9 protein-coding genes are annotated in these 15,879 nt (G+C 56.1%); 5 read left to right on the forward strand and 4 right to left on the reverse strand.

Annotation, left to right across the window (positions count from 1 at the left end; genetic code table 11):
• Positions 1–107: 107 nt before the first annotated feature.
• The 4 genes from QWU00_RS05505 to QWU00_RS05520 all read right to left on the reverse strand — a co-directional run bounded on the left by QWU00_RS05505 (position 108) and on the right by QWU00_RS05520 (position 8,607).
• Positions 108–2,996, reverse strand: a complete 2,889-nt coding sequence (locus QWU00_RS05505; RefSeq protein WP_035381278.1) for a TonB-dependent receptor plug domain-containing protein — start codon at positions 2,994–2,996, stop codon at positions 108–110.
• Positions 2,997–3,504: 508 nt separating this feature from the next.
• The gene (locus QWU00_RS05510) at positions 3,505–4,710 is read right to left on the reverse strand and encodes an acyltransferase family protein (RefSeq protein ID WP_316248917.1); all 1,206 of its coding nucleotides are present in this window, start codon (positions 4,708–4,710) and stop codon (positions 3,505–3,507) included.
• On the reverse strand, positions 4,703–7,561 hold the full coding sequence (locus tag QWU00_RS05515) for a TonB-dependent receptor domain-containing protein (protein WP_035381283.1): 2,859 nt from the start codon (positions 7,559–7,561) through the stop codon (positions 4,703–4,705). Before QWU00_RS05515 ends, QWU00_RS05510 begins: the two co-directional genes overlap by 8 nt.
• A 152-nt stretch (positions 7,562–7,713) precedes the next feature.
• On the reverse strand, positions 7,714–8,607 hold the full coding sequence (locus tag QWU00_RS05520) for a LysR family transcriptional regulator (protein WP_035381285.1): 894 nt from the start codon (positions 8,605–8,607) through the stop codon (positions 7,714–7,716).
• Between the two features lie 249 nt (positions 8,608–8,856).
• Here QWU00_RS05520 and QWU00_RS05525 point away from each other — a divergent pair, with 249 nt between their 5' ends.
• Genes QWU00_RS05525 through QWU00_RS05545 form a run of 5 tightly spaced genes read left to right on the forward strand, consistent with a single transcriptional unit; the run spans position 8,857 to position 15,705 of the window.
• Positions 8,857–10,344, forward strand: coding sequence for a sodium:solute symporter (locus tag QWU00_RS05525; RefSeq protein ID WP_035381287.1), 1,488 nt, complete (start codon positions 8,857–8,859; stop codon positions 10,342–10,344).
• Positions 10,341–11,660: an exo-beta-N-acetylmuramidase NamZ family protein gene (locus tag QWU00_RS05530; RefSeq protein WP_052051441.1), complete on the forward strand. Its 1,320-nt coding sequence runs from the start codon at positions 10,341–10,343 to the stop codon at positions 11,658–11,660. Before QWU00_RS05525 ends, QWU00_RS05530 begins: the two co-directional genes overlap by 4 nt.
• A 20-nt stretch (positions 11,661–11,680) precedes the next feature.
• A complete protein-coding gene (locus tag QWU00_RS05535; RefSeq protein ID WP_035381289.1) occupies positions 11,681–12,601 on the forward strand; it encodes an N-acetylmuramic acid 6-phosphate etherase in 921 nt (306 codons plus the stop codon).
• Between the two features lie 58 nt (positions 12,602–12,659).
• Entirely contained in the window at positions 12,660–13,460 is an 801-nt protein-coding gene (nagB, locus tag QWU00_RS05540) for a glucosamine-6-phosphate deaminase (RefSeq protein WP_035381291.1), read from the forward strand.
• 22 nt (positions 13,461–13,482) lie between these two features.
• Positions 13,483–15,705: a beta-N-acetylhexosaminidase gene (locus QWU00_RS05545; protein WP_231551817.1), complete on the forward strand. Its 2,223-nt coding sequence runs from the start codon at positions 13,483–13,485 to the stop codon at positions 15,703–15,705.
• The last annotated feature ends 174 nt before the right edge of the window (positions 15,706–15,879 follow it).

The following is a 15,879-nucleotide window of genomic DNA, read 5'->3' on the forward strand; positions in this document are numbered from 1 at the left end:
TTCTTGAGAAACGGGCGCATGAGCCAGTCTGCAAGAAATGCTGCGGATAGAGGAGCATATCAGACCGTAACAGGGCTCATGCGCGATAGAAGGGTGTCTCCGGGTTCTTACTGAAGTTCAAACCGGATACCACCCCGGAACGTGCGTCCGAGCAGACTGCTATACGTGCTATCAGCAGCCAAACCGCTTTCTGGCACAAGAACAGGCTTGGAGTTGGCCAAGTTTGTTACGTTCAGGAAAACCTGCATATTTCCAAAGTTCTGATACTTCAGTTTATACGTGAAGTTCATATCGAAATAGAACGTCCCTTTAACACTGTTTCTGTCTATGGTCGGGAAATAGGCATTATAGGCCGGGCATCCTGTTGCGCACTGCACATAGCTGTTGGAATAGTTCCCTGCACTGATACCGCGTGCAATGGCCGTAACACTGAAGCTGGGCAGGCTATAGGTAGCGGAAAAACGGTAGATCCACTTAGGCGGGCCAGACGTGATATCACCCGCAGTATTAATAGCCGGGCTCAAGCCTGAATCTGCTACATACTTAAGATAGTTGCTGGCCTGACCGTGGACTGTCAGAACGCCCGGCACTTTAGCGAAAATACGGCGTACCGGCAGCCTGTAGCTTGCATCAATATCAATGCCGCTTGTGGTGATCTTGCTGAAATTGAACGGACTTGCCTGAACATAGAGATCACGGTTGCCGGAAGAATCTGGGCTGACGGCAGAGCAGAAACTCTGATCACCCTGGTAACACTGATCGAGAATATCCTGCGAGTAGAACTGCTGGATGGCATCTTTCAGCTTGATATGAAACCAGTCAACCGAGATGGACAGGCCGGGCGCGAAACGCGGCGTGATAACTGACCCTACAACGGTGGAGTTTGCTTTTTCAGGTTTCAGTTTGCTATTGCCGGTTGTCATTTCCAGCACGGTATCCGTCCCACCCGTCCATGGGTCCAGAACAGATGTGGTGCGGGATGTGCCGCCTTGGTACAGTTCGTTTATGTTCGGCGCTCTCACGTCACGCGACTGGGTGGCACGGAACAGAACATCCTGAACTGGCTGCCATGTTCCCCCTATTTTCCAAGTTGTCACATAGCCGGATGTGGAATAATCGGTCCCGCGTACGGCACCATTGAAGGCGAGCCCTTTTGCCAGCGGCACTTCCGTTTCAAGGTAAGCTTCTTTGACGTTGTAGCCGCCATTTGTTGGCAGGAAATTGCCGACAGACCAGCCAGAGCGATACTCCGAAGGCACATAGCCGGACGCTCTTTCGTCTCGGTATTCTCCGCCGACGGCAACGTTGACATCCCCGGCCCAGGTTGCAAACGGAGTCATGGACAGGTTGACGCCTGAAACAATTTCCCGAAACTTTTCGTCACGGTACGGATCGCCCAATGCATAATCAATGGCGTCGGACGAGATAACGCCTGTTCCCAACCAATCAATTGGTGAGCACCCATTACCGGGGTCAGTCAGCGTTGAGCGGCAGACAACATTCCCTGAGGGTGAGCGTACGGCATCAGTCGCTTTTTTGATCTTGGCGTTGTTCATCACGTTATAGATCTGCTCATGCGTGCGTGTTGCGCTGTATTGCGCATAGGCACTCCACGAAGCCCGTTTGCCGAACATTTCAAAATTGCCTTCCCCGCCAAACGTATAACGCTGCACGTTGCGCCTGTTATCCGTCTTTCGGTAAGGCATGTCATGAGCGGTGGTGCCCAGAGTTGCGGATGAAACATTTTTCAGTGCATCAGCGCCCAATGCATCCACCAGATAAGCATTGTCGCCCGTCAGGTTGACGGATGTCATATATTGGGGGCCAGCGTTGTAGATGTACTCGCTCTCGTTATACGCGCCTTCAGCGTAGAGGGTCATCCAAGGCGCGACATCATAGCTCAGGCGGCCAAAAAGGTTTTTCCGGTCACTGCCTGGCTGGAGGCCAATATTCCGCCCGTTATCGGCCAGGGCATAATCGCCCCCGATGGATGTTGTCGAGGTGCTGAGAGACCCATAATTGTAGTGATTAACACTCCCGCCCTGTCCAAAATAAATTCCCTTCAGAGAATTTGCTACGGCGCCGGTTGAGGAGTTGATAATGCCACCGGGAAGCGCGTTATTGGTGCCACCCGGTCCACGCACCATATAATAGGGCTGTCCATTTCCTGCGGCGTAGTCAGGATTTCGCAGAATTCGGTTGCCGTTTTCGTTCCACTTGCGCGTTACGCTGTAAATGCCATCTTCATGCGCGTAATCACCGCTCAGCAGAACGTGGCCTTTATCATGAGCAAAGCCAAAGCCGCCTGCAATGGAGGTAGAATAGTTGACCCCATCCCCATAGGTGGAAATACCGGAATCAGCATTAATTTTCAGGCCGGTGTAGGTCTTGTCGAGCACAAAGTTGGTCACGCCTGCGACCGCATCAGACCCATACTGGGCAGAGGCCCCACCTGTGACAACATCCACCCGTTTTACAAGCTGCTGCGGAAGGGTATTGATATCAACAAGGCCCGTAATTGTGGAAGGCGCGGTACGCCGCCCATCCAGCAGAACCAGAGACCGCACAGCCCCCAGGTTTCTCAGGTTAAGCGCATTGATACCCGCCGTTCCGCCGCTAAGGGCCAAACGTGAGTTTTGGGGCGTCTGGCTACCGGCAAACTGTGGAAGCTGATTGACCAGATCCGCCAGATTGTTGGTGGGAGACTGATTGGCAATATCACTCTGCGTCAATGTGCTGACAGGTGTGGGTGACTTTGCGTGCGGGTTGGCAATGCGGCTCCCGGTAACCGTAAGGACCTCATCATTGGTGCTTTTTTTAGCAGAAGATGGTTTTGTTTTTGCAGCTACATGCGAGGCATGCTTGTTTTTTGACTTCGTAGCCTGCAAATCTGCCGCGGACTCAGCATAGGCTGTATCCGTAAAGGGCACCACCGTTCCCGATGAAAGCGCCACGAAGAAGAATAAAAAACTTCGCTTTCTTGCATAAGCCGTCATGATTTTTCTTCCTACGGTCTGGCCTGGGGGCGTTTTCTGTTTCGGTATTGCATCAATATGTCTTATTTAATTTTTTGTGTCGATTTTAAAACTATTTTTACCCATTAACCTTAGGTTATCACTAGAGTATCTTCTGTTTTTCGATCATAACCCCCAGACAGTTATCCGTCTTTTTTACTCTATTTTATTTTAATAAATCATAATATTTATGAATATAAATAGAATATTTTATTTGTATTTTTGTTGTAAAAATATCAGAATACTCGAAACCTAACGTATTAAATATTGGTCACAATGTAACACACCCACTTACACTGCGCGTTCCTCATTCCGCCTTACTCTGCCGTTTTTGCTGGCTCCCGGGCCGGACCGCCCGGCCCTATTTTGCCTCTCTCTTGAGAAGAGTCTGATTATTCTGTGATGTATGAAAAAACCGTAACGCTGACCATTACGGTTTTTTATGATTTATCTCCGGCGAGATAAAGTGTGCCTCTACCCCGCAAAACGGCTACAGCTTGATGAAGATGCGCCTACGGTAGAACGCATAAAGCGGTATAAAAACAATAATCAGGAAAAAGCATGAGAACAGAAAGGACGTGAGCGGCGAAGACAGATGCCCCGCCAGAAGAGCGTGATACAGCGCTCCCTGTAGAGAGGGAGCCCCCGCCAGAGGCGATGGCAGCAAAGGAAGCGTTTTTGCCACGAACCCGGAAAACAGGAAGGCGAACACAGCATTCATGCCGAATATCTGAAAAAATGTGCCCACCGAGCGTATAGCTGCGCTTCTCTCCTGTAACATGAAGATATCAAAAATAGCGTCACACACAGCCAGGCAGCACAATGCCGCGCCGGAAGACACAAGCATGAAAGAACTGGTCCATAAGGATTTGTTGAGCGGAAAAAACGCTCCCCACAACAGCCCCAGCAAAATACTCGCCACGCCAGCCACCACAAAAAGCATGGGCCGGCGCGCGGCGGGTATATCCTTCCTTCTAAAAATCTGCCCCGCCAGAACCCCGGACAAAGTGCTGGCAATAGCCGGAAATGTGCTTAACAGTCCTTCCGGGTCCCATGTTTGTTCATACAGAACGCCGGTGTGCAGCCATGTCTTGCACCACGCAGAAACCTGGCGGTCCAGCCAGGCGGCCATGTTACTGGCAGGGTCAAGGAATGGGAAATCCTGCCCCGGCCACCCAAGACCAGGCACTGGAAGCGCATACAGAATGCCCCAGTAAGCAAGCAGAATAAAACCAATAACAGCTAGAAGAAAACCGGCGTTGCGTGACCAGAGATAAAGGCTGGCGGCGGCCACATAGCACAGGGCAATGCGCGTCAGGACACCAAAAAACCGTAGATGACCAAAATGAAAAAAAGGATACAGACTAAGCAGAAGCTTTAGCCCCACAAGAGCCACCCCTCGCCAGACAATGTGAACCATTAACTGGCGGCGCTGCGCCCCTTCCTTTAACCGTCTGTCAAACGAAAAGGGAATGACGCATCCCATTAGAAACAGAAAGAACGGAAAAACAAGATCTGCAGGCGTGCAACCATTCCATGCTGCATGCTCCAGAGGAGGCCAGACCTTGTTCCAATCCCCCGGATTATTGACAATGATCATGAACGCAACAGTTACGCCACGCAGGATGTCAATGGAGACAATGCGTTTTGGGGACGAAGACCGTACTGCCTCCGCCCGTGTCTGCCCCCTAGAAATGGACCTGAGCTTTCAGATAAACATAGCGCCCAGCGTAATCATACATACCCGGTGAGGTGTTATAGTCTCCGTTGGCGTAGAAGTTTGGATCACGGCCACCAAGGTTTTTCACACCTGCTGTAATGTTATACATGTCTCCACGATAGGTCAGCATCAGATCATGATACCAGGCCTGATTGGTTTTCCACCATTCCGATACGGTAGGCCCATAGGAGGTGTTGGGATAATACGTGAACCCGTCAATAAACCGGATCATGTAGGTCAGGCTCCAGCGGCCATGGGTAAAGGTTGCTGACCCATTTGCCACCCATTTTGGAACGCCCGCATCTGTGCCCAGATAAGAGATGAGAGGCTGCCCATCCTGACTCTGCATTTTGTAGGACATGATGTCCTGAATATCAGCGCCGAATGACAATCCATTGTTGTAGTCAATCGGAACCTGATAGGACGCGTTGATATCCAGACCGTCTTCAATAAACGCCCCCGTGTTTTCATGCAGGCGGGCCACAGGATACAATTGTCCGTTCACATCACGCCCATTCAGAATGGAACAATAGCTGCTGGAGAGATTTGGGCTTTCATAACAGCCGTTCAGCTCGGTTGGCAGAGACGGATAGCCAATGGTTTCCGTAATGTGCGTGTGAAAATAATCCACCGTTGCCGTCAGGCCCGGAATAAACCGGGGCGTGAAGATGGAGCCTATTGTGTAGGTTCGTGAAATTTCGGGTTTGAGATGAATATTTCCACCCGTTTCATATTTCAAAGAACCGTTTGTTTGCTTGAATGTATCAGGATTAATCCCTTGAGAACGGCAGTTGTTGGCTATAACGCCCTGCACGGACGAGGGATAGGTAGAAATATAGGCACAAGGATCACGCGTACCGGTCAAGCTAATAACTTTTGCTCTGTAGAGATCCTGAATGGTGGGGGCGCGAAAGCCGGTGGCAATATTAACGCGAAATTTGATATCATCCGTTGGGGCGTAAATGAGGCCAGCATGCCAGTTATACGCCTGCCCGAAGGTGTTATAGTTTGAAAAACGCCCGGATACTTCAGCATTCAGCGCCTTGACAGCCGGGAGATTGCGCAACAGCGGAATACTTAATTCCCCAAACACTTCCGTGACATTATAGCCGCCACCGGTATCCCCACGGACCTGGTTAGAGTTCAAACCAGCCTGATCCTGCCAGGAAGAATGCCAATAACCATCCAGACCACGATGTTCGACACCCAATGCTATCCCCAGCGGGCCATACGGGAGCTTGGCAAGATGTTTGTTGGCAACTGTGAACTGAACATCCCGCATTTCCTGCGCTGACGGATAGACATCTGTGAAGCCGATATAATTCGCGGCTTCCCGCGTCATGCTGCCAGAAAATGGATTATAAGGCGCGCAGCCGGAAATACTTGCGCACAGATTGGGGTCATAATAACCAGTCGTTGAGCCCGCGCCGCCGGTCTGGTGAAAACCAAGCGCATTTTCCATGTTGCGCCAGTTTACTCTTCCCGTACCTTTATCTTCTGTTGTGGTTTTTCCGTAAGAGAAGAAGAAATCATACGTCCAGCCGCCGGTATGGGGCAATGTGCCGCGTGCACCACCCGTCAACTGATAATAGTCAATGGTTTCATAACCATATTCGCGGCCAATACCAAACATTCGTTGATACAACGCCACATCCTGACCAAACGGATTTCCCGGCATGCCCGCTGGGACAACCATGGCACCCGAATTTCCTGTCAAGGTTGTGGCCGGTGTGGCCACATACATGGGTGTGCCCACGCTTTGCGTGTGCGTATGGCTATAATTTGCCGTCATATAAAGCTGAAGGTTATCATTGACATCAAAGTGCCCTGTTGATGCCAGTGATCCTACTTCCTGCTTGGATATGATCTGGTTATCTTTGGAGTAATCGTAGTTATCGCTCCATTTATACGGTCTGTAGCCCCCGTTTCCGTCAGAAATAACGGAGTTTGCCACACCATCGCTGGCAGCGGTCAGCGGTGCGCCACCGTTCACAGAAGCAAAGACAGGTTGCGCCCCGTATTGGGAGCCGTAATATTGCTCTTGACCCGGCGGGTTGTTGACCTTTGCTTCTTTCATGGCCCATTTGCGTTGGTCAGCCGCCATGGGGGCCTGATAGTTGTAAGATCCCGCAATGGTAAAATTGCCACGGTCATGCATGAAGTTGAACCCATGCGCTGCGGTTAACGCAGTGGTCTGGTCATCTCCATATTCGCTGATGCCGCCGTTGGCGGTAAATGTTGTGCCCGTGAAGTTTTTCTTGAGAATAATGTTGACCACACCTGCAATGGCGTCAGACCCATAAGTGGTGGATGACCCATCTTTCAGGATTTCAATACGGTCGATCATGGCCGGAACAATGCTGTTCACGTCAGGGCAATCAACCGCGCCATTTCCGTTGACCATGCGGTGGCCGTCAACCAGCACCAACGTGCGGGCAGTACCGAGGCTTCGGATATTCAGGCAGGACCCGCCGGAGTTACTATAGGTATTGCCAGAAAAACCCATTGAGGGAATACGCGCGAAAATATCACCCGTTGTCATGGAGGATGATCGCTGGATCTGATCACTGGTGATGACGGTAACAGGCTGAATTTCAGCCGTTTCTTTCGCACCAAGATGTGTCCCGACCACCGTAATGGCCTCATCCTTACCCGTGGTTTTTGAAGAAACCTTGGAGCTTCTGGACGTTTTGTTGGTAATGGCCTTGCCGGTTGTGGTGCCTGGCAGGGAAATGATCTGGGCTTGCGCCTCGGTCGCCCATCCGTAACAGAAGGCTGAAATTCCTAAAAGAAGAATACGCTTCCTACAGGACCCTAAACCTCGCATACCCCGTTTCCTTCCCGGCCGACCGCCATGTAAATACGATATCGCAATGGTCGGGAGAAAATGGATATTTGTCCATGTCAAAAACATCTGTCCCTATTAGCCATTGGTTAAGAGTGGCGAAGGGAGAGGGTAAAGGCGTTGGTTTTGCGCTGCTAAACCGTGGGCAGCGCCGCAAGGTCGCGTTTTATCTCTTCCTTGAGAAGTGCGAGAATATCTTGCGAGATATGGGAAAGTGCGTAATCCGCCCGGAAGAGAACCGTGCAGGCCATACCCAGCGGTGGCTTGAGCGGAAGCGGCGGTGGCAGGCCCGGATGATGCAGGGCTGTCAGCCCATCCACAATGGCGCACCCACCGCCAAGCCGCACCAGTTCAGCCGCCATGTAATGGGTTCGCACCCGCACAACAGGCACGGCAGACAGACCTGCTTCCTCCCACGCCATATCCAGCAGGCGGGCTGTAGGGTCATTCTCGCTCAGGCCGATATAGCGGGCGGGATCAATGTCCTCCAACGCAACGGGGCCTTTAGTGCAGTTCTGGTCAATCAGCACCAGCGGTACTTCGGCAATATGGCTGGCGGTCAGGCCCTGTTTTTCATACGTGCCGAACACAATGCCCAGATCAAGATCATGGTTGAGAATGCGCGAGACAATCTCCGGCCCATGAAGCGTATCAATTGTGAGTTCGTTACCCGGATGGGTGGCGTGATAGCGCTGAATCACCCGTGGCACCACGCTCAACCCCAGGCTTGGCACGCAGCCGATGCTGATGGCGTGACCATCCCGCGCGTAACGGAGGTTTTCGGTCAATCTTTTGAGATCGGACACTTTCTCAAAAATGGTGTTCACATGCGGCAGCATGATCAGGGCCTCACGCGTGGGCACAAGCCTGCCGCCCGTACGCTCGAACAGTGCGAACCCCAAAGACTGCTCCGCATAGCGCAGAACCTTGCTGGCCGCAGGCTGAGAGACATGCAACACTTCAGCAGCACGACGCAGGGAGCCTGTGGACATGATCGCATAGAAAACTTCGATCTGACGTAAACGCATAACGGGCGTTTCATCCTTCCTGTTTTATCGTGTTCCTGAAACACACAGTCTCTGCGCGGGCAGCGTGCAGAACGCGTTCCATAAAGACGCAAGCCTGCCTAGCCTGCTGTCCTGTCATAACAGAATGTTAACATGCCACAACAAAATTGAAAGACACAATGCCCCGTGCCGTGTTGTCCCCCCGCCAGCTTGGCCGCATACTTGCCCCCGCATTGCAGGGAGAGACCAGACTGTGAAGACACGGCTTTTATGACCATACTTGATCTGGCCGTGATGCTCGCCTACCTAGCGGGTATGCCGCTGCTGGCCGTAGCTCTTTCGGGCCGCCAGGCTTCCACCACCGCGTATCTGGAAGGCGGGCATGATCTGCCATGGTGGGCGCTCTGCCTTTCCATGGTGGCAACGGAAACCTCTACCCTTACCGTTATCAGTGTGCCCGGCGTGGCGTTTGGCAGCGGCATGGTGTTTGTGGGGCTGGCCCTTGGCTATCTGCTGGGCCGTGCCATTGTGGCTTGGAAATTTCTGCCGCTTTACAGTTCCGGCCGCATGTTGAGCGCGTATGATTATCTGGGCCAGCGCTTTGGCGGCCGTATGCAGCGTGCGGCCTCCGCCACTTTTCTGGGCACCCGCGTTCTGGCGGAAGCCGTGCGGCTGTTTGCCGGCATGCTACCACTAACAGCCATGCTGGCCGCGGCCCATATGGCCGTGCCCCGTACCCTGCTGCTGGTTTGCATTGTAGGCATTACGCTTTTTTACACCTTATGCGGGGGCCTGCGGGCGGTTGTGTGGTCTGACGCCATTCAGTTCTGCCTGTATCTTGGGGGCTCCGCTTTGTGTGCGGCCCTGTTGCTGCATGGATTGCCCTCCGGCGCCTTCAGCACATTGCAGCATGCTGGGAAATTTGCATTGTTTGCGCAGGCATCCGTCCCTTTCAGCAGTGCCTTCACCCCTGTTGCCGCCATTGGCGGGGGCGCGTTGATGACGCTTGCCTCCCACGGGACGGACCAGTTGATGGTGCAACGTGTGCTGGCCGCCCGCAGCCTGAAGGAAGCCCGCATGGCGCTGATGGGCAGCGCCGTGGGCGTGGCGGCGTTGTTCTTCCTGCTTTCCTGCGTAGGCATTCTGCTGTGGATGTATCATGGGCAGGTGCCACTGGCGCAGACGGGCCTATCCTCACCAGATGCCGTGTTTCCTGACTACATTGTGCATGGGCTGCCACCGGGGCTACGCGGGCTGATGGTTGCGGCCATTCTGGCGGCCACCATGGGGTCGCTCTCCTCCACCCTGTCCGCCATGACAGCCGCCACGGTGGGAGATTTCTCCGCGCTCTGCACCCGTCTAAGCCAGATGATCAGCGTTGGCCCGCTGGCGCTGGCGCGTGGCATTACTGTGGTCTGGGCTGCGGCTCTTGTTGGCTGTTCCTTGCTGTTTGCACAGGGAAGCCAGTCCGCCGTGCTGCTTGGGCTGTCCATTGCCGCCTGTAGCTATGGCCCCATGCTGGGCACTTTCCTGGCAGGCATGCTGCTGCCCGCCGCCCGCTCTGCCGAGCTTTTGCCCGCCTTTTGCGTGACCGTGCCGCTGATGCTGCTGGCCATGGTGGCACTGCACCCCGGCGGCCATGCACTGGCGTTTCCGTGGCTGATTCTGCTGGGCATGGTGCTGCTGTTTCTATTTGCCGCGAGCCTGCATGTGGTGCGCGGCGTGATCTCCCTGCCTGCCAAAAGGCCTAAATCATGACCCGTATCAGCCGCCGCGCTCTGGCCACACGCGCCAGCAAACTTGCTCTTCAGGCTGCTGTGGGGTTAGGGGGAGCCATGGCAACACGCGGGGCTGCCGCTACAGCCCACGCCGCCCCACCCGCACCAACACCCTGCCAGAAGCAGGCCACCGCCCCGGTCAAAACCGGCTTTGAAAAACTGCGAGACGCCAACTACGCGCCCCTCAAGGGCCACAAGGTGGGGGTAATTGCCAACGTGGCGAGCGTGGATGCTGCACTCCGCTCCATTGTGGATTGCCTGCATGACGCGCCCTCCGTGCAGTTGCACGCTGTTTTCGGGCCGGAGCACGGCTTCCGTGGTTCCATGCGCGAAGGATTTTCCGAGCCCGAAACGCAGGACCCGCAAACGGGCTGCACAGTGTATGACATCTACGCCAAAAGCGGAGACGCGCTGAAAAGCATCCTGAAAAAATCTGGCATTACGCTGCTGATGTTTGATGTTCAGGATACGGGATCACGGTTTTACACTTATATCTGGACCCTGTTTGACTGCATGGTGGCCTGTGCGCAGCTTGGCCTGCCGCTGCTGGTGCTGGACCGCCCCAACCCCATTTCCGGCACCGATGCCTCCGGCCCGGTGCTGGATCCGGCTTTGTCCTCCTTTGTGGGACGTACGCCTATTGCCCTGCGCCATGGCATGACGGTTGCGGAACTGGCGCGGCTGTTCAATGCCGCCTTCATGCCCGCACTGGCGGGCAAGGCCGCCACGCTGGACGTTGTGCGCATGGAAGGCTGGCAGCGCGGCATGTTTTTTGAAGACACAGGCCTGACATGGTGCCCACCCAGCCCCAACATGCCGTCCCCACTGACGGCGCTGGTGTATCCCGGCACCTGTCTGTTTGAAGGCACATCCTTTTCCGTAGGGCGTGGCACCACCATGCCGTTCCTGTATCTGGGCAGCGCGGGCGTGGATGGCCGGATCTGGGCGGAACAGGCGGCTGCGGCTGGCTGTGCCGGTGCCGCCTTCAGGGATGTGTGGTTCACACCGCAGGTAGACCCGTTCAAAAACACGTTGCTGCATGGGCTGCACTGCGCCGTTATGGACCGCACCGTGTTTGACCCCGTTGCCACCGGCATGACCCTGCTAAGCACGGGCCGCAGGCTGGCCGGGCCAGCCTTCTGGCGCGGGAATGGCAAGACATTTGACCAGCTTTGCGGTAGCCGAAAGATCCGCCCCCTGCTTGACCATGGAGCAGACGCCACAGCACTGGCCGCGACATGGCAGGCTGATCTGGACCGCTTCCGCGCCCTGCGCCACACGCATCTTTTATACTAGAGAACAGGATTTTCCGCTTCATGACCTCCACGGTTTCGTCCTCCGCCGGTGTGCCCGCCAAAACTGAAATGTATGATTCCCGGTATGAGGCACTTGATCTCTGGCCCACGGGAACCCTGCTGGAAGCGCTGCTGGAAAGCCAGCTTGGTGCGGTTTCCGCTGTCAAAGCCGCCCTGCCGGGCATGGAAGACGCCATAACGGCAGCCCTGCCGCGCCTGCAACGCGGTGGGCGACTGTTTTACGTGGGGGCAGGAACATCAGGCCGCATTGGCTTGCAGGATGGGGTGGAACTGATCCCGACCTATGGCTGGCCGGAAGACCGGCTTGTGCTGCTACTGGCAGGCGGAGACGCAGCACTGTTCCAGCCCGTTGAAGGGGCGGAGGATGAAGAAGACACCGCCCGCGCCGCCATTGCCACCCACAAGGCCGGGCCGGATGATGTGGTGATTGGCGTAGCAGCCAGTGGCGGCACGCCCTATACCTGCGCAGCCCTGACCGCCGCCCGTGCGGCAGGCAGCCTGACCATTGGTTTTTCCTGCAGCCCGGACGCCCGCCTGCTGCGCGATGCCGAGATTGGTATTCTGATTGAAACCGGCCCGGAAGTGGTAGCGGGCTCCACCCGCATGAAAGCCGGAACAGCCCAGAAAGTAGCGCTGAACATGCTCTCCACCGCGCTGATGGTCCGGCTGGGCCACACATGGCGCGGGCAGATGGTGGATATGCGGATAGTCAACGCCAAGCTGGTGCGCCGCGCCCACCGTATGGTGCAGCAACTGACAGGCTGCACCGAGGCCGAAGCCCACGCCGCGCTGGAAAAAGCCGAAGGCAGCATCAAGCTGGCCATTCTGGTGTGTTTTGGCTTCACCCCGGAGGAAGGCCGCACCGTGCTGGCTGAAAACGGTGGCAATCTGCGCACCGTTCTGGCGCAGACGCAGCGCTGAGCACCACCCGCAATGCCCCTGCCCTTCCAGCCGTTTTTGCAAAGGACCTTGTAGGACCATGAAAGTCTTTCTGTGCCCCAACCGCACGGATCTGGCCCGCCTGACGGCCACCCTTCTGGCCGAGCAGATCAGCCGCAAGCCCAATTCTGTTCTGGGGCTGGCCACGGGCCGCACCATGGAGGCGGTGTATGCCCACCTTGTGCAGCGCCACCGGGAGGATGGGCTCGATTTTTCGGGCTGCACCACCTTCAATCTGGATGAATATGTGGGCCTGCCTGCAACGGATGCGCGTTCCTACCATGCCTACATGCACACGCACCTGTTCCAGCATGTCGGCATTGCCCCAAGCCGCACACATCTGCCCAACGGCATGGCGGCAGATCTGGCAGCCGAAGGGCAACAGTACGATGCCGCCATCAAGGCCGCAGGGGGCATAGACCTGCAACTTCTGGGGTTGGGAGAAAACGGGCATATTGGGTTTAACGAGCCCCTTTCCTCCCTTGTCTCCCGCACGCGCCCTGTTGTGCTGGCCCCGGAGACACGCCAGCAGAATGCAGGGCTTTTTGATGGCAACCCGGAATCCGTTCCACCTCTGGCATTGACCATGGGCACTGGCACTATTCTGGAAAGCAGGCGCATTGTGCTGACAGTGGCTGGCAAAGCCAAGGCCGAGATGCTGCGCGCCGTGCTGGAAGGGCCAGTGACAGCGCAGATCAGCGCCTCGGCCTTGCATTTTCATACCAACTGCCTTGTTCTGGCAGATGAAGACGCCGCCAGTGCCCTGACCATACGCCCGGCACTGGACCATGCCTTGAAGCATGACCCGGAATTATGCGCCCTGCACTCGCTGCTGACCTGAGAAGAAGGACAACGGATTTTTCATGATGCGACAGATCACCCGGCCCATGCGCTGTTTTCTGGTTTCCGCAACGGCGCTGGTCTGGTCTGCCGCCCCCGCACTGAGCGCCCCTGTTACAAGCGGGGCGGGACCAGGCGGGGCGGAAAAACCCGTTATCATGCCAGCACCCTCCAGTATCCAGACGGATGGTGCAACGTCTCCGTTGCCCAAAACCATAGTGATCCGATGGGATGGAAAAGCGCTGCCCGTTCTGGTCACGGCGGTTGAACGCTTCCGCACCCGCCTTGAAAAACTGACAGGCCAGCCGATCAGATTTGTCTCATCCTCTGCGGATGCCTCGGCCTTTACCATCACGCTCCATTGCGCCGGGAAAGACGGTGCGTTTCCCTCTCTGGACATGCCGGAACAATATGCGCTGACTGTCTCAGCTTCGGGCGCCACGCTGGATGCTGCCGGGCCGGTGGGTATTCTGCATGGTCTGGCCTCCCTGCTGCAACTTGCCGGGCGGGATGCTACTGGCGCGGTGATAACCCATGCCAGCCTGAATGATACCCCCCGCTTCCGCTGGCGCGGGCTGATGATTGATGTCAGCCGCCATTTCATGTCCATCCCCACGTTGCAGCGCCAGATTGACGCCATGGAAATGGTGAAACTGAACGTGCTGCACCTGCATCTTTCTGATGGGCAGGGTTTCAGGGTTGAAAGCCGCCTGTTCCCGCGCCTGCACACCGTGGCGTCACACGGGGCGTATTATACGCAAAAGCAGATCCGGGCCCTTGTCACCTATGCGGCGGAACGGGGCATCCGCGTGGTGCCCGAATTTGACACGCCGGGCCATACCTTTGCCCTGCTGGAAGCCTATCCGCGTTACGCGGCACAGGCCCCACTGAACATGGAAGACCGAGCCGAGAAAAACCGCGCCGCGCTGGACCCGACCAACCCCGCCACCTACCGCTTTGTCACGGCACTGTATGGAGAAATGGCATCCCTATTCCCGGATGCATATTTTCACATAGGCGGGGATGAGGTTGTGGCCAAGCAATGGACAACGTCCCCACACATTCAGGCCTATATGCAGGCACATAGTTTCAAAACACCTGCGGAAATGCAGGCGGAATTCACCACACGCGTTGCGCAGGCGCTGACCCACCGCCACAAGAAGGTTATTGGCTGGGATGAGATCACCGCCGCTGATATTCCGCGTGATACCGTGGTGGAAATCTGGCGCGGGGCAGCCCGCACAGCCGCCGCCACGGCGGAAGGCCACCCGGTGGTTGTGTCTGATGGTTATTATCTGGACCGGCTGCAACCCGCCGCCATCCCGTATGCGCAGGACCCGTTGGGAAATGTTGCCAACATGGCGGAAGCGGAAGCCGCCGCACAGGCAACCGGGCCGGGTGGCACCATTGCCGACAAAGTCACAACCCAGACCACACCGCTGACAGACGCGCAGAAGGGGCTGGTTCTGGGCGCTGAAGCCGCGCTGTGGACGGAAATTGTCACTGAGGAGATGCTGGATAGCCGCCTGTGGCCCCGCATGGCCGCCCTTGCCGAGCGCTTCTGGTCCTCGGCCTCAGCCTGTGACGGGCAGACCCTTTACCCTCGCCTTGCCGTAACGCAGGACAAGCTGGAAGAACTGGGGCTGGAAAGCAGCGCCCGAGCCAGCCAGAGGCTTGCTCGGCTGGCTCCGGGTGAGACGGCTCCCGCCAGTGTGCTGCTGAGTGTAACCAGCCCTGTGCGGAATTACGCGCATAATCACGAGTTTTTACAGATCCGTCACAAGCAGCGCGCTACGGAGCAGGACCTGAATACGCTGGCCGACATTGCCAGCCCCGACAGCTTTGCAGCGGATACCTTCAACCGGCAGGCCGCAGCCTATGCCGCAGGCCAGAAGGACCTGAAAGCGACCCTGCGGGCGCAACTGGCTTACTGGGTTGCGAATGATGCCGCGTTTCAGGCCGCCGCAGCCCGTAACCCCGCCTTGCAAAATGCCCTGCCTGCTTCTGAAAGCCTGAAAAATCTGGCACAGGCCGGGTTGATGATGCTGGGGTATGATCATTCTTCTGGCTGGAAGCACCGGGTCCGCGCCGCCGTGCGCAAGGCACGTGCGGAAATTGCGGCTTCTGCCACCACCAAAGTGGTCACCAACACGCCGCAACCGCCGGGTGATCTGCTTCAGGATATCCTGCCGGGGATTGAAGCGCTTTCCGCCCGCATCATGCACGGAGAGGGGGTTGCCCACTGAGCAGCCTTAACTCGCAAATCAGCAAACCAGAGGATGAAGGGAAAGCCTGTCTGGTCAGGTTGGCAGGTAAGGGCTTTCAGATAGCCTTTGATTGCACCATATTTTTTTCAAAAGAATTCTACAAAACCTCATAAACAAAAAGGGCGGAACCTGCTGGCTCCGCCCTCTTCTTTT

The organism is Acetobacter tropicalis (assembly GCF_030644465.1).
Lineage (GTDB): Bacteria > Pseudomonadota > Alphaproteobacteria > Acetobacterales > Acetobacteraceae > Acetobacter > Acetobacter tropicalis.

What these genes read in the sequence shown, in the direction of transcription:
- QWU00_RS05520 (WP_035381285.1), bottom strand. Translation starts at nt 8,607, where the DNA reads ATGCGTTTACGTCAGATCGAAGTTTTCTATGCGATCATGTCCACAGGC.
- QWU00_RS05545 (WP_231551817.1), top strand. Translation starts at nt 13,483, where the DNA reads ATGATGCGACAGATCACCCGGCCCATGCGCTGTTTTCTGGTTTCCGCA.
- QWU00_RS05505 (WP_035381278.1), bottom strand. Translation starts at nt 2,996, where the DNA reads ATGACGGCTTATGCAAGAAAGCGAAGTTTTTTATTCTTCTTCGTGGCG.
- QWU00_RS05525 (WP_035381287.1), top strand. Translation starts at nt 8,857, where the DNA reads ATGACCATACTTGATCTGGCCGTGATGCTCGCCTACCTAGCGGGTATG.
- nagB (WP_035381291.1), top strand. Translation starts at nt 12,660, where the DNA reads ATGAAAGTCTTTCTGTGCCCCAACCGCACGGATCTGGCCCGCCTGACG.
- QWU00_RS05530 (WP_052051441.1), top strand. Translation starts at nt 10,341, where the DNA reads ATGACCCGTATCAGCCGCCGCGCTCTGGCCACACGCGCCAGCAAACTT.
- QWU00_RS05515 (WP_035381283.1), bottom strand. Translation starts at nt 7,561, where the DNA reads ATGCGAGGTTTAGGGTCCTGTAGGAAGCGTATTCTTCTTTTAGGAATT.
- QWU00_RS05535 (WP_035381289.1), top strand. Translation starts at nt 11,681, where the DNA reads ATGACCTCCACGGTTTCGTCCTCCGCCGGTGTGCCCGCCAAAACTGAA.